General features: G+C 37.7%; 14 protein-coding genes. 6 read left to right on the forward strand and 8 right to left on the reverse strand.

Features of this window, described 5'->3' with window-relative positions; all coding sequences use genetic code 11:
* Position 1 precedes the first annotated feature (1 nt).
* Both IGJ90_RS10790 and IGJ90_RS10795 read right to left on the reverse strand, forming a co-directional pair.
* Complete coding sequence (locus IGJ90_RS10790; protein WP_002356508.1) at positions 2 to 1,087, reverse strand: ABC transporter ATP-binding protein; 1,086 nt, start codon at positions 1,085 to 1,087, stop codon at positions 2 to 4.
* Between the two features lie 25 nt (positions 1,088 to 1,112).
* Positions 1,113 to 1,655 carry a helix-turn-helix domain-containing protein gene (locus IGJ90_RS10795; protein WP_002356507.1) on the reverse strand — a complete coding sequence of 181 codons (543 nt, stop codon included), beginning with the start codon at positions 1,653 to 1,655 and terminating at the stop codon, positions 1,113 to 1,115.
* Between the two features lie 263 nt (positions 1,656 to 1,918).
* On the opposite strand from IGJ90_RS10795, the gene IGJ90_RS10800 reads away from it, so the two are divergent.
* From IGJ90_RS10800 to IGJ90_RS10815, 4 genes are read left to right on the forward strand one after another with little or no spacing between them, the layout of a single operon-like run.
* Positions 1,919 to 2,911, forward strand: a complete 993-nt coding sequence (locus tag IGJ90_RS10800; RefSeq protein ID WP_002367176.1) for a YhdH/YhfP family quinone oxidoreductase — start codon at positions 1,919 to 1,921, stop codon at positions 2,909 to 2,911.
* A gap of 15 nt (positions 2,912 to 2,926) precedes the next feature.
* The gene (gene coaB, locus IGJ90_RS10805) at positions 2,927 to 3,700 is read left to right on the forward strand and encodes a phosphopantothenate--cysteine ligase (RefSeq protein WP_002359575.1); all 774 of its coding nucleotides are present in this window, start codon (positions 2,927 to 2,929) and stop codon (positions 3,698 to 3,700) included.
* The gene (gene coaC / locus IGJ90_RS10810; protein ID WP_002359573.1) at positions 3,697 to 4,251 is read left to right on the forward strand and encodes a phosphopantothenoylcysteine decarboxylase; all 555 of its coding nucleotides are present in this window, start codon (positions 3,697 to 3,699) and stop codon (positions 4,249 to 4,251) included. The genes coaB and coaC overlap by 4 nt, the downstream gene beginning before the upstream one ends.
* A 3-nt stretch (positions 4,252 to 4,254) precedes the next feature.
* Positions 4,255 to 4,890 (forward strand): ECF transporter S component, encoded by a 636-nt coding sequence (locus tag IGJ90_RS10815; protein WP_002356501.1) that lies wholly within the window; start codon positions 4,255 to 4,257, stop codon positions 4,888 to 4,890.
* Between the two features lie 55 nt (positions 4,891 to 4,945).
* Here IGJ90_RS10815 and IGJ90_RS10820 read toward each other — a convergent pair whose 3' ends face one another.
* Entirely contained in the window at positions 4,946 to 6,151 is a 1,206-nt protein-coding gene (locus IGJ90_RS10820; RefSeq protein WP_025186671.1) for an aminoacyltransferase, read from the reverse strand.
* 237 nt (positions 6,152 to 6,388) lie between these two features.
* Positions 6,389 to 6,895 (reverse strand): QueT transporter family protein, encoded by a 507-nt coding sequence (locus IGJ90_RS10825; RefSeq protein WP_002356499.1) that lies wholly within the window; start codon positions 6,893 to 6,895, stop codon positions 6,389 to 6,391.
* Between the two features lie 262 nt (positions 6,896 to 7,157).
* On the opposite strand from IGJ90_RS10825, the gene IGJ90_RS10830 reads away from it, so the two are divergent.
* Positions 7,158 to 8,117 (forward strand): diacylglycerol/lipid kinase family protein, encoded by a 960-nt coding sequence (locus tag IGJ90_RS10830; protein WP_002356498.1) that lies wholly within the window; start codon positions 7,158 to 7,160, stop codon positions 8,115 to 8,117.
* Between the two features lie 66 nt (positions 8,118 to 8,183).
* On the opposite strand, the gene recD2 is transcribed toward IGJ90_RS10830, so the two are convergent.
* From recD2 to IGJ90_RS10850, 4 genes are all read right to left on the reverse strand, one after another.
* Positions 8,184 to 10,793: an SF1B family DNA helicase RecD2 gene (gene recD2 / locus IGJ90_RS10835; RefSeq protein ID WP_002367178.1), complete on the reverse strand. Its 2,610-nt coding sequence runs from the start codon at positions 10,791 to 10,793 to the stop codon at positions 8,184 to 8,186.
* A 26-nt stretch (positions 10,794 to 10,819) separates the two neighbouring features.
* Entirely contained in the window at positions 10,820 to 11,464 is a 645-nt protein-coding gene (locus tag IGJ90_RS10840; RefSeq protein ID WP_002362550.1) for a histidine phosphatase family protein, read from the reverse strand.
* Between the two features lie 215 nt (positions 11,465 to 11,679).
* Positions 11,680 to 12,186, reverse strand: a complete 507-nt coding sequence (gene trmL, locus IGJ90_RS10845) for a tRNA (uridine(34)/cytosine(34)/5-carboxymethylaminomethyluridine(34)-2'-O)-methyltransferase TrmL (RefSeq protein ID WP_002356493.1) — start codon at positions 12,184 to 12,186, stop codon at positions 11,680 to 11,682.
* Between the two features lie 313 nt (positions 12,187 to 12,499).
* Entirely contained in the window at positions 12,500 to 13,345 is an 846-nt protein-coding gene (locus tag IGJ90_RS10850; RefSeq protein WP_002362280.1) for a methyltransferase domain-containing protein, read from the reverse strand.
* A 129-nt stretch (positions 13,346 to 13,474) separates the two neighbouring features.
* Here IGJ90_RS10850 and cutC point away from each other — a divergent pair, with 129 nt between their 5' ends.
* Positions 13,475 to 14,104 carry a copper homeostasis protein CutC gene (gene cutC, locus IGJ90_RS10855; protein WP_002359565.1) on the forward strand — a complete coding sequence of 210 codons (630 nt, stop codon included), beginning with the start codon at positions 13,475 to 13,477 and terminating at the stop codon, positions 14,102 to 14,104.
* The last annotated feature ends 85 nt before the right edge of the window (positions 14,105 to 14,189 follow it).

Raw genomic sequence — 14,189 nt, forward strand, 5'->3', positions numbered from 1 at the left:
TTTACTCGTCGTAACTTTCTAAACGGGCATCAAAGTCTTCTTCTGATTCATTGAAGCGCATCACGTGAATATCTTCTGGCTCAAAAGAGAGACCTACTTGAGCACCTTCTTTGGCTTTTCGAGTGGAATGCACCATCCATTCGTTTCCTTGTTCATCAAAACAAATAATTTCATAATGAACGCCGCGGAATAACTGCGTGTCCACCGTTACGGTTAGCTTGCCTTTTTCAAGCGTGGTAATCGTTAAGTCTTCTGGACGTAAAACGACTTCTACAGGTTCATTTTTCCGCATGCCGCCATCGACACATTCAAACTTTTTGCCCACAAATGAAACTAAATTATCTTCCAGCATCACGCCATCCACAATATTACTTTCCCCCACAAAGTCAGCAACAAAGTGATTAATCGGTTCATCATAAATATCGACTGGTGTGCCACTTTGCACGATATGACCTTTATTCATGACAAAAATTTCATCGCTCATCGCTAATGCTTCTTCTTGATCATGGGTCACAAAAATAAAAGTAATCCCTAAACGTTGTTGTAAATCACGTAGTTCATATTGCATTGCTGTGCGTAATTTCAAATCTAAAGCGGATAACGGCTCATCTAAAAGCAATACTTTTGGCTCATTGACAATCGCTCGTGCAATTGCGACCCGCTGACGCTGGCCCCCAGACATTTCACTAATTTCACGTGTTTCGTAGCCGGGTAATTGAACCAAACGTAATGCCTCTTTCACTTTTTTTTCAATTTCTGCTTTGGATAGTTTTTTGATTTTTAAACCAAACGCAACATTATCAAAAACATTCATGTGAGGAAACAAAGCATAATCCTGAAACACGGTATTGACTTGGCGTTTATTGGCGGGTACATCATTTATTCTTTTACCATCAAAATAAACATCGCCAGAAGTCACGTCATTGAATCCCGCAATAATACGCAAAATCGTTGTTTTGCCACATCCTGAAGGTCCTAATAACGTATAAAATTTTCCTTCTTCAATTTCAAAGCTGACATTTTTTAATACTGGTTCATCGTCAAATTGTTTGACAACATTTTCAAATGAAATCACATGGTTTCTCACTGGATAAACTCCTCCATTTCGTCCTTTATAAATACGATTCTGTCGCCACAATTAACGCACGACTTTTTCCTCGACCATTGTTGCTAATTTGGTGAGGTTCTGTTGCTTGGTAATACATGGTTTGACCTTTTTTAGCAATATACGTGGCTTCCCCTAATGTCAAACGAATGGAGCCATCAATCACATAAATAAATGTTTCCGATAGAGAAGGTTCAAACGTTTTATATTCGCCATTTTTATCAAAAGTAATAATGACAGGTTCCATTTCTTTTTCATTTGAGGCTGGAATTAACCATTTTAGTTCATAGCCATGTTCTTCATCATAATAGAGGGTACTTTCTTCTTCATTGTAGACAATTTTCTGTTCAAGCGGTTGCTGACTAAAAAACTGCTCTGGCGTCACGCCTAGTACTTCTAAAATTGAGAAAAATGTTTCCATTGATGGTGAGCTTAAATCCCGCTCCAATTGGGAAATATAGCCTTTGGATAAATCCGTTCTTTCGCCTAATTCTTCTTGTGTTAAATTTTTCTGAATGCGTAAATTTCTCAACTTCTCACCAATTTCCATGGCACACCTCGTTTCTATTTTCAGCTAATCTTTTCAACAAAAGTTTTGTAATACTAAACTTACAGTTTAGTTTTACCTTTTTTAGTATACGAACTTTTTGAAAAATTTCAACCATTTTTCTTTATTTTTCTAGTCTAATTGTCACACAATCTTTTTTTTCTGTATAACTTACTGTTTATAAGAAGAAAAATGATACGAAAAAATCAGAATATGATAAAATAAGACGAGTTGCTTTTTTACATAATTGGAAGGAGAGTTTTTATATGAATTCATTTCAAGCATTTACGTTAAGAGAACAAGATACATCTGTTATTGGTCAACTAGAAACCATTACTTTAGACGATTTATCAGAAGGCACTGTAGTAATCAAAGCAGCCTACTCCTCAGTTAACTTTAAAGACTCTTTAGCTTCAAAAAAAGACGGCGGTGTGATTCGCAATTATCCAATGATTCCAGGAATTGATGTCAGTGGCACTGTTGTCACATCGGAAGATCCTCGTTTCAAAGAAGGCGATAAAGTGATCGTAACAGGCTATCAATTAGGGGTTAGTCATACTGGTGGTTATTCTGAATATGTGCGTGTTCCTGGCGATTGGGTAGTTCCACTTCCTGAAAAAATGAGTCTCAAAGAAGCAATGATTTTCGGAACTGCTGGCTTTACGGCCGGATTATCTGTCACAGCTTTAGAAGACGATGGCTTACGCGACGACAAAGAAGCCCCCATCATTGTAACTGGTGCGACAGGCGGTGTTGCGACATTGTCTATTGCGATGTTGCATCAATTAGGCTACACTTCAATCACTGCATTAACTAGAAAGCCAGATTCTTTTGAGCTTTTAAAAGAGTTAGGTGTTAGTGAATGCTTATTAGTAGAAGATTTCTTAGCAACTCCTGTTAAAGCATTAATGAAACAGCGTTTTGCTTTTGCAATTGATACCACTGGTGGGGAAATTACTTCTGCTGTTTTACCACAACTTCGTTATGATGGCCGTTCAGCCATTTGTGGCCGCGCTGCTGGAATTACAATAGAGACAACCGTTTTACCCTTTATTTTACGGGGCGTTCATTTATTGGGCATTGATTCGGTTAATGTTGGTATGGACAAACGAAAAATAGTCTGGCAACGTCTTGCCACTGATTTAGACATCACTGAAAAAGCTGTGTATCAAGAGATTACTTTAGAAGAACTTCCCCCTGTTTTTGAAGCATTACAAGCAGGCCAACATATTGGACGGACCATTGTCCGAATTTCTTAAGGAGGCGTTTTGATTATGGATGTTTTAGTTACTGCTGGCGGAACGTCAGAACCGATTGATAATGTTCGTTCGATTACCAATCATTCTTCTGGCGGACTAGGAAAAGCAATTGCTGAAAGTTTTTTAGCTGCTGGACACACCGTAACCTACGTAACAACCAAACATGCATTACGTCCAACCCAACAATTGGACTTATCAATTAAAGAAATAGAAACAACGGTTGAATTAGCCACTACGTTAGAACAACTCTTTGCTGAAAAGCAATTTGATGCGATTGTTCACGCAATGGCAGTCAGTGATTTTACGACGGAAACCGCGCAAACGGAAGAACAATTTATTGATTCTTTTGCTCAACAATTAAGCGAACAAACATTGCCAAAGACCAAAGAAGCCTTGGTAACTATCGTTCAAAACACATTGAATCAGATTGCTGATATTCCTCAAACAGCAACAAAAATTTCATCTGATACGGACCGATTATTAATTTTTCTAAAGAAAAATCCTAAAGTCATCCAAATGATTCGTGACAAGCAACCCCAAACTGTTTTAGTGGGCTTTAAATTACTTGTCGACGTTTCACAAGAAGAACTTGTCCAGGTTGCACAAGCCGCTTTGGTTAAAAATCGGTGTGACTTTGTCTTAGCCAATGACTTGATGAACGTTCATGAAACAGAACACGAAGGATTATTAATTAACGAAACGGGCATTGTCCAAGAAGCTTGTTCAAAACAAGGGATTGGTTCAATGATCGTTAAAAATGTTGAAAAGAAATGGAGAGAACAACAATGAAAACTATTTTATTAGGCGTCTCTGGCAGCATTTCTGCATATAAAGCAGCAGATATTACAAGTCAACTAGCTAAGCTTGGCTACAATGTGGAAATTTTAATGACTAAAAGCAGCACAGCGTTCATCACTCCGCTGACGTTACAATCACTTTCTAAGAATCCAGTGCATACGGATGTCATGATGGAAATTGATCCCAGTAAAATTAATCACATTGAGTTAGCTAAAAAAGCGGATTTATTTTTAGTAGCACCTGCTTCGGCCAATACAATTGGGAAATTAGCCCATGGGATTGCCGACGACTTATTATCAACAGTTGCTTTGGCACTTTATCCTGAAACACCAAAAATTATTGCGCCCGCGATGAATACGTATATGTACCAAAACCCCATTGTCCAACGAAATATTGGCATTTTAAAAGAAGTCGGCTATCAAGAAATAATCCCACGTGAAGCTCTATTAGCTTGTGGCGATTATGGTCGTGGCGCACTTGCCACTGTTGAAGATATTCTTCAAACAGTGATGAAAATTTTAGCATCTGATAACAAGGAGTAATTTATGAATAACACGAAAAAATTTACGTTAACAGCAATGTTCTTAGCTATCTTACTTTTACTGGCTTTAACCCCGCTAGGATTTATCACATTAGGTCCTTTAAATTCGACCACGATGCATATTCCTGTAATTATTGGTTCCATTGTTTTAGGGCCAAAAATCGGTAGTATGTTGGGCGGCACGTTTGGGATCATTAGCTTAATTAAAAATACGACAGCACCAACACCTTTGTCGTTTGTTTTTTCTCCATTTATTCCTGTGATTGGTACCGATCATGGTAGTTGGAAGGCTCTTTTAATTGTGCTCATTCCGCGGATTTTAATTGGGGTCGTTCCTTATTTCGCTTACAAATGGCTAAATAAATTAACGAAGGAAAAAGCGCAACCTGTCTCCTTATTTGTGGCTGGTGTTTTAGGCTCAGCAACGAATACCATTTTAGTCATGAACATGATTTATTTTCTTTTTAATTCAGCTTATGCTGAAATTATTGGTAAAGCTGGAACTGCTGTTTACCTAGCTATTATTGCGACGATTTTCAGTTCTGGTGTGCCAGAAGCTCTTGTTGCTGGTGTAGCTGCTTCAGCAATTGCTAGCGTTTTGCTTCGCTTAATGAAACGGAATGCAACGCAAAAACTATAGAAAAAAACACAGGGACTAAAAATCAAGTTTGCTTTTTAGTCCCTGTGTTTTTTATTTATTTTTTTTGTTTTCGTAATTTATAGGCATATTCACTGGCTTTAAATAATAATTTATTAACTGGTAAATCGAATTCCCCAATAAATTCATTAATCGTTGGGTTGAAGTTCGCTTTAAACTTAATTAAGCCATCATTTAAACTACCTTCTAAACCGCCCATATTACAGCTTTCGCAGCCACGGTCAAAACATTCTTGAATGGCATCTCGCCAAGTCACATAAGTTGGCATGTAGCGTTTATAACGATCATCTAAGCCAGCATAAAGGATTTCACTTGTTGGACCAAATGTCACAGCCAAGGCGCCAGCAACCGTGACGATTTCACCAGCTTCTGCGATATTTTCTTCTAATTCTTTTAGTTCCCGAGTCAAGGAAGCATCTAATTCTTCTAAATTATGGCGCTTTTTCACTTGATTTTCTTTCAAATTACTCAAGTCTTTTTGATTTTTGTCATAGCGTTGTCGCGTGCTATCTAAGCGTTCCTTTAAATTGACTTGCGCCAGCATAATAAAGGAGTCTTCTGGGTAAATGTTCAACAGCTTCTTAAAGTAATCACTATTCCGCAAAGAAATATGTTGGCGTTCCATGGTTGATTGAATGACTTTTTCAAATTCATCAACAAAGTCAACATGCCCTTGCTGCACAACGACCCCTTTTTTTTCAGCTGTTTTAATCATTTTCTTGGTGCTTTTTGACAATTGTTCCTCACTAAAATCTTCACGATAAATATTCGCTTGGAAGCGGGGCTGGATGGTGGCCCCCATATCCATTGTCAGTCCTTGATATTTGGCCCCTGCTTCTTTCAAGGTCTCAATAATAGCTGTCGCTTCAGCATGCGGTTGATGTTCTTCTCCCAAATGAAAATCTTGATAGTGAACCGCTGGATCCATTTTTATAAATAAAGCTCGTTTTTTCTTGCCAAATTTTTTCAATTCAGCCATAAAGTAGCTGACCAAACGTTCATTTGTATAGTCCATTACTGGACCTCTTGGTGTATATAACATCGTAAAACCGGCTGGTAATGGTTTGATTAAAACTAAACTTGATGCAACTAATGTATCCTTTTCATAAACCCCAACAATTTCAGAACCCCAGTTATCCTTGACTTTTGCCCATGAAGATGACTGTAGTAAATTACATAATGGGTGATTTTTAACAAATGTATCGTGTACTTCTGCCGGAATACCGATTTTAAATGTGTACATGTTCAAACTCCTCTGCTGTGACTTTCCAATAGTCCGTTTATCTTACACTATCATAGTGTATTCCAACAGACTAGTAAAGTTTTACATGAAAATTTTTAGAAAAAATGTAGATCTTATTCTTTATGTAAAAAAGACGAGGTAGAAACAGTTCATTCTACCACTTAGTTCACTAATAGCAACGACACTTTTCTTCACTGCCATTCAAAGGATGAATCATTTCTATCCACATCTTTTCAATTAAATACGTGTTTCAAATTTTAATGACTTGTTGATAAAGTACATGATTGGTGCTGAAATCGTCATAATAATCGCTTCACTTAATGCTAACCAACCATAAGTTGTCCAAAATGCTTGACCGCCACTTGGTACTAGCATAAAGGCAATAAAAAACATACTTACAGTGAAAAATAGACTATTTAGACACATTCTAACAGGAATACTTGGTACCTTTTTTTGTAAAAAAGCTGTTAAACTCAACGCAAATAATGTTTGCGCTCCACCAAACAGAGCATCCATTACACCAAAACCAAAAAATAAGTTAAAAAAGATAACGCCGCCTAAAACACCCCACATCAATTTGCGATTGAAAACGACTAGGTGATTCAAACTTTCTGAAATTCTAAATTGAATCATACCAGAAGAAACTGGCCGAACCAATAAAGAGAGGACAATATATAAGCCCATAATGATACCATTGGCTAAGACTGTTCTTAGCTTTCGATTGGCTTGAAACGAATTTTGCATACTTTTTCCTTCTTTCTCCGAGTTTTTTTACAAGGGATGGTTGATGAACCTTGGTTACAATTGCAACAGTTCACATTCTAATATGGAACGTCAAAATAGTCAATGAAAGCCCTGTTTTACTTTGCACTTATTTGCAGTTTTCACCTCTCATGCATTGTTTCGTGCCTTTTTCTAGTCATTTTTTACTTTTTTAAGCAATCTTTATTCGCAGAAGTTCCTCCCTCTGGTATAATGGACAATAGCGATTCAAAGGAGGAGCTCAATGAACATTCACTACTATCTTATTATCAACGAGCAGGCAAGTAGCGGCAATGGCCGAAAAGTCGCTAGAAAAGTGATTCAACAACTCAAGCAACAAGAACTTAAATATACGGCTCTTTACACTGATTACGCTGGACATGAAAAAGAATTGACGAAGGAACTTGCAGAAACAACTTTACTTCCTTGGTCTGAAGACTTAGACGTTTCAACTTTTCCAATCCTAGTCGTGCTAGGCGGCGATGGCACACTACATAATGTCATTAATTCATTACTTCCATATGATTCAGCTATTCCTTTAAGCTATATTCCATGCGGCTCTGGAAATGATTTTGCACGAGGGGTGGGATTATCAAGAAATATTGATAAAGCATTGCATCAAATCCTGCGCACCAGACGACCAAAAGAAATTCAAACAATTCATTATGTAGAAGCCAACCAAGAAGAAATCGGCTTAGCCACCAATAATGTTGGCTTAGGATTAGATGCGGCAATCGTGGAAAAAACCAACGAATCGTCATCAAAAAAAGCCTTAAATAAATTTAAGCTTGGCTCGCTTTCCTATATTTCTTCAATCATTCATGTCTTTTTTAAACAAAAAGGCTTTCCAATTTTAGTTGAAATGAATGGTAAACAATACACATTTAATCGTGCTTTCCTATGTACGGTCACAAATCATCCTTATTTTGGCGGGGGTGTATCAATTATGCCGACGGCCAATCCTCGCAAAGCAGTCGTGGATTTAGTTGTCGTGGAACGAATCAATATTTTTAAAATTTTGTGGCTTATTTTCCTATTGCTTCGCCAAAAACAAGGGAAATCTAAGCATTTTCATCATTTTCAATCAAGCAAAATTCGAATTGTTTCGACGATTCCACAAACCATTCACGCAGATGGCGAGATTTTAGGCAAACGAAGTATTGATATGGTTTATACCACACAAAAACGTTTGTTTTGGTTTTAACTGAGTCCCTTAAGGTTGAAAAAGAGTGCCATAAGTCAAAACGACTTATGGCACTCTTTCCTTTTCTCACAGAAATTGATAAGGTGTCGTATCCTTCATTCCAATCATTGGATCAACAGCATTTGTTTGAATAATTTCGACTGTTAGTCGTGGTTCTTTTGGTAATGGTTCTTCGACAACTTTTGTCGCTTTATTTGCTGTTTCTGGGGTTGACATTTCCTCTTCATCAGCAAATAGCGAAACTTCTTGTACCGTTGTGTCAACTAATTGATCGTCTGTTTCTTTGATCTGATTGGCTTTCGTTGATTGCTGTTCAGTTTCATAAGAGACAGCTTTTGTTTCCTTTTCAGTAAATGGATGGTCTGCCGTTAAACCTTCTTCATAGGCTTCTAACTGAGTTCTAGTCGTTAAGGTCATTTGTTCTGCGTTCACGATTCGTTCTTTTAGCATCGTCATGCGACTAGCCGATTCGTTTTTGACACATGTTTCAAAAGCAGAAACCTCACCTAGTAGAATTAATAATTCTTTACTACGTGTCACTGCTGTATACAGCAAATTTCGTTGCAGCATTCGGCTATACTGATGAACCATTGGCAGTAACACCATGCGGAATTCACTACCTTGCGCTTTATGAATCGAACAACAATACGATAGCGTAATTTTATTCCATTCATTTCTTTTATACGTTACTTCATTATTATCAAACTGTAAAACCAACTCGTCCACTTTGTCCTCTGAGTCTTTGGCTAAAGTAATTCCGACGATTTCTCCCATATCTCCATTGAACACATTTAATTCTGGCGTATTGACTAGTTGCAAAACTTTGTCCCCGATCCGATAGACGGTGTCATTCCACTTGACTTCTTTTTTCTTCCCCTCATTTGGATTGAAGATTTCTTGCATCATTTTATTCAAGGCATCAATGCCAGCTGCGCCACGATACATTGGCGCTAAAACTTGAATATCTTGTGGCGTAAACCCTTTTGCTTTTGCCTTTGTGACGATTTGTCGAATGTATTCTTCAATATGACCAATATCACTTGCAAAGAACGAGCGATCCTTTTGATTTTTTTGAAAATCAGTAGGCAACTTTCCTTCTTTAATTTCATGGGCAAGAGGAATAATACTTGAACCGTCTCCTTGACGATAAATTTCGTTTAGCTCACATTTGGGAATTTCGTTAATTTGCAATAAGTCATGTAAGACTTGACCTGGACCGACAGACGGTAGCTGATCCTTATCACCAACAAAAATCACTTGCATGTTTGTCGGAATAGCTTTTAATAACGTATTGGCTAACCAAGTATCCACCATGGACATTTCATCTACAATTAGCAAACCACCTTCTAATTCTTTGGCGGTTAAACTCGGATTTTTTTCACGACCTGTCAAGCCTAACAAACGGTGGATGGTACTTGCAGGTAAACCTGTCGTTTCGTTCATACGTTTCGCTGCTCGCCCAGTTGGCGCCGCTAGCAAGATTGGAAACATCTCCTGCGTATAGTCTTTGAGATCTAATGAAAGACCATTTAGTTCCGCAAACAACGAGACAATCCCATTAATAACAGTTGTTTTCCCTGTTCCGGGCCCTCCAGTTAAAATAAATAATGGCGATTTAATCGCTTCTTCAATAGCTGCTTGTTGCGAGTCGCCATACTGAATATTTAAACGTTTCTCAATCATTCGGATATTTTTTTGGACTTCTTCTTCCTCATAATGAATTTCTTTTTTACGAGAAAGTAAACGCTGAATCGAAGTACCAATGCCCCATTCAGAAAAATAAAGACTGTTCTCAAAAAGTTTAGTCTCTTCTTGTTGGATTTTTCCATGTTCGACTAACGTAATGATTTCATTGGCTACTTGATCAGGTGAGATTTCCACTGGGCGACTTGCTTCCAAGGTCCGAATCGCTTCTTCTAATAAAACATCTGCTTGAACATACGTATTGCCTGAACGAATAGAGTGTTCAAACACTTCATGTAAAATCGCTGCCCGAATTCGAACAGCAGAATCCGCCTGAATGCCGATTTGTTCAGCAATATTGTCCGCTCGTTTAAATCCGACTCCCTCAATATCTTCAACTAACTGATAAGGATTTTCTTGAATCACAGAAAGGGTTTCTTCTTGATAGGTTTGATAAATTGAAAAAGCTAACTGACTACCAAAGCCGTATCGATTTAGTCCCACAATCACTTGCTCCATCCCGTGATTCAAGCGAATTGTTTCGACGATTACTTGACGTTTTTTTTCATTTAAAACAGTAACTTCTTCCAAAACACTAGGATCATCAATAATTCGGTCAATCGCACTTTCCCCTAATACTTCAACAATTTTTTCAGCAGTTCGTTTACCAATGCCAGGAAATTTGTCACTTGATAAATAGTTAACCACCCCACTAGCCGAAGTCGGTCTTTCTTGCTGATAACTATCCACCTGAAACTGTCTGCCATAACGAGGATGGTCCACAAAATGACCAAAGAAACGATAGGGTTCCTCTTCTTGAACTTGGCCAAAACTTCCAGTTACTACAATTTCTTTTTCTAAATAATCTGTATTTGTATCGGTCACATTTACAAGAACAACTTTATAAAAATTACTGGGATTTTCAAAAAAGATTGCTTGTACAGTCCCAACAATAAAGGCTTTTTCTTCGTCCTCACCAAAAAGTGTTACCACTACAAGCCCTCCTTTCTGTTGTGCGCTTATTGTGCTTTTTCTTTAGCTAAAAAAGACGTATCATTCCATAACGTTAAGTCGTACGGCATGTTCCTTGATGCCTCTTTGGTTTCAAGGATTGAAAGGCTATTGTTTAACAGCCCGCCCATTGTCCGTAATTCTGATAATGGTTTACCAGCCATCGCTTGGATTGCCGCCGTCAGGGCTGCTCCGTGTCCGACAAATAGAACTGGACCTTCGTGCTGCTTCGCCGCTTCAGCAACTGTTTCTGAAATCCGTTGAATCGCTTGCTCGATTGGTTCACCATCAAAAATTGTTGGATCATACAAATCTAAACGATGCCGTAAATGATCTAATTCTTCTCCATAAAAATTACGCATTTCTTCAATATATTGTCCTTCTAGACGACCTAAACCTAATTCTTTTAAGGTATCTGTATAAACAATTTCAACTGGATGAGTCAATTCTTGTTGAATTCCCCGCGCAGTATTTTTGGCACGTAATAGCGGACTAGAATAAATTTTTTCAAACGGAATATCTTGTAAATATTGGCCTAATTGTTTAATTTCGTCATAACTAGTTGGTAATAACGGCGAATCTCCTGTCATTCCTTGAAATCGTTTCTGTTGATTCCATTCAGTTTTTCCATGTCGTGTAAAATATAATTTCATGTAACTTCTCCAAACTTCTTTATCTCTTCATATGTCTTTCTAGTTTATCACTTCCCTGCGAAAATATCCATGGAAGTTTCTAGTAATCCAAGCAAAATAAGCCTAGAACAAAAATCTAAATTGTTTTTTGTTCTAGGCTTGGAAATTGGGCAACGGTAAAAATAAAACCACTTTCTTCTGAGATTTTTGAAAAAAGCGCTACTGGTTTAACTTTTTTAATCCAATTTATCATTTTCATAATGATGCGTCAGTTCTAAGTTCGGAAAATTTTGCTGACGTAAGGCTTCATAAACAATTAGAGCGGCAGTGTTAGAAAGATTTAATGAGCGCACATGTTCATCATTCATAGGAATTCGGATACACTTTTCTTCGTTTTCTCGCATAAACGTTTCTGGTAAGCCTGTTGTTTCTTTTCCAAAAAGGAAATAATGGTCCTCGCCATCATTATAATTGACCTCACTGTATGTTTGGTGAGCAAATTTGGTTACTAAATGCAAGTGTTTGCCTGCCACATGGGCTAAAAAGGCAGCCAAATCTTTATGATACGTAATATTTACATCATTCCAATAATCTAATCCGGCACGTTTTAAGTGTTTATCATCTGTTGAAAATCCTAAAGGTTCAATTAAATGCAACGGTGTATTCGTCGCTGCACATGTCCGTGCAATATTTCCAGTATTTGCTGGAATTTGTGGTTCAAATAAAACAATATGGTTCGTCAACTATCTTCAGCTCCTCAAATATCAATCGTGTTCATTTTAGCATAAATTCAAAATAAATAGCGCCCACAATACTTATTTTCAAAAAAAAAACCGCATGACGCGATGATGTCAGGCGGCAGCTATTCTAACCAATAAAAAAAACGTACCGGCTCGGTGTCTAGCACGGCGAGTCGTTACGTTAGTGAAGGTCTCTTCACTAACTTTTATCAGAACAGGACCCTGATAAAAACCAATGAAAAAACAACTTGTAAGTAATATAACACCAATGTCACTTTATTGCAAGACTTTTTTAGGATTTTCTTCACAAAAAAGTCTATCTTTTACGACCTACTAACAAGCGGACGTCAATCGTGATTTTTTCCAATGGTCGCTGTTGTAGCTCGGCTTTAACTTCTTGAGAAACTTGCCACTCTAATGGCGACATTTCTAATAAATCCAACCGTCTTTCCTCGGGAATGTCAAAGCAATAAGTTATTCGTTCATCTACTTCCACAGCTAATTCCTCGGCAAAACGTTGGACTACTTTTTGATTGGAATAACTTTGTTTCTTTTCGTCATTGGGATAAAAAGCCGCTCGTAATTCCTTTAAATAATTCTCTTCAGGAATAATTTTAATCACAGTCCCGTCAGCTTTTAATACTCGCCGAAATTCTTGATAATGTGAAGGAGAAAAAATATTCAAAATCGTATCAAGCCCTTCATTCGCAAATGGCAAATTCGTTAAATCCGCCACACACCAAAACGCATCAATTGGCTGATTACTTGCTAAATAGATTCCTTCCTTTGATAAATCAAACCCGATTTTCAGTCCAGATAAGCCTGCTTGACTTAACTCAGCAAGAAAACTCCCTTCACCACAACCAACATCGACTACTGTTTTATTTTGAGGAAGATAGTGCATAATTTTGTTTAAAACAGGCGCGTACATGCCACTTTGAATCATTTTTCCTCGAGAAGTAAACATTTTTTTATTATATTCTGTCTGAACGCCATGATTTAGAAAGTATAGCGTGCCTTTCTTGGATAAATCAAATTGATGTCTCTGTTGACAAATCAGACCAACCCCTTCTACATGCATTGGTTCATGACAAGTTGGACAGCGAAATACGGCTGCTTCTTTTTTCAATAATTGTTGTGCTCGTTCAATTTTCTTTAACATTTAAAACTCCTTACGTTCATTAAATGAACATTTTCTCTTATAAAAAGTTGCACTCTTTTTTTCAGGGCTATGGTAGTAAGCAGAATTATGGTACAATGCCTGTGAAGAAAAAGCAAGGAGCGATAAGAAATGATTAAAGAATTCTGTGCCGAAAATTTCACTAAGATTCCCCAAGCCATTCAAAAAGGTGCGAATCGCATCGAATTATGCGATAACTTAGCCGTAGGTGGAACGACGCCAAGTACTGGTGTTATTGAAGAAGTCTTAGCATACGCTGGCGAACATTCAGTACCAGTGATGACAATCATTCGTCCTCGTGGCGGCAATTTTGTCTATAATGATATTGAATTAAAAATTATGCATACCGATTTAATCGAAGCAAAGAAATTAGGAACCGACGGAATTGTTATTGGCTGTTTAACTGAGGATGGTTGGTTAGATGAAGAAGCTTTGGACTTATTCATTGAAACAGCTGAAGGCTTGCAAATCACTTTCCATATGGCTTTTGATGCCTTGTCGAAAGAAAACCAATTTAAGGCGATCGACTGGTTAGCTGAGCGTGGTGTGACGCGTATTTTAACTCATGGCGGGCCAGCTGGTACCCCTATCGAAGACAACTTTGATCATTTAAAAGAATTAATTGCCTACGCAGATCAACGGATTCTTATTTTACCAGGTGGCGGTATTTCCACAGAAAACGTTCAAACTGTGATGGACACTTTAAAAGTCACAGAAGTCCATGGCACAAAAATTGTTTAATTTCTTGTATCTAAAAAAGTGAGATAGCCGTCGTAGCAACGGCTATCTCACTTTTTTGATTTCAAGCAAACCAACGAATCCTTTT

Source organism: Enterococcus sp. AZ129 (assembly GCF_051714505.1).
Classification (GTDB): Bacteria; Bacillota; Bacilli; order Lactobacillales; family Enterococcaceae; genus Enterococcus; species Enterococcus faecalis.

Excerpts from the sequence above, each read along its gene's own strand:
- IGJ90_RS10795 (WP_002356507.1), bottom strand. The coding sequence starts at position 1,655 with ATGGAAATTGGTGAGAAGTTGAGAAATTTACGCATTCAGAAAAATTTA.
- IGJ90_RS10800 (WP_002367176.1), top strand. The coding sequence starts at position 1,919 with ATGAATTCATTTCAAGCATTTACGTTAAGAGAACAAGATACATCTGTT.
- coaB (WP_002359575.1), top strand. The coding sequence starts at position 2,927 with ATGGATGTTTTAGTTACTGCTGGCGGAACGTCAGAACCGATTGATAAT.
- coaC (WP_002359573.1), top strand. The coding sequence starts at position 3,697 with ATGAAAACTATTTTATTAGGCGTCTCTGGCAGCATTTCTGCATATAAA.
- IGJ90_RS10815 (WP_002356501.1), top strand. The coding sequence starts at position 4,255 with ATGAATAACACGAAAAAATTTACGTTAACAGCAATGTTCTTAGCTATC.
- IGJ90_RS10820 (WP_025186671.1), bottom strand. The coding sequence starts at position 6,151 with ATGTACACATTTAAAATCGGTATTCCGGCAGAAGTACACGATACATTT.
- IGJ90_RS10825 (WP_002356499.1), bottom strand. The coding sequence starts at position 6,895 with ATGCAAAATTCGTTTCAAGCCAATCGAAAGCTAAGAACAGTCTTAGCC.
- IGJ90_RS10830 (WP_002356498.1), top strand. The coding sequence starts at position 7,158 with ATGAACATTCACTACTATCTTATTATCAACGAGCAGGCAAGTAGCGGC.
- IGJ90_RS10840 (WP_002362550.1), bottom strand. The coding sequence starts at position 11,464 with ATGAAATTATATTTTACACGACATGGAAAAACTGAATGGAATCAACAG.
- IGJ90_RS10850 (WP_002362280.1), bottom strand. The coding sequence starts at position 13,345 with ATGTTAAAGAAAATTGAACGAGCACAACAATTATTGAAAAAAGAAGCA.
- cutC (WP_002359565.1), top strand. The coding sequence starts at position 13,475 with ATGATTAAAGAATTCTGTGCCGAAAATTTCACTAAGATTCCCCAAGCC.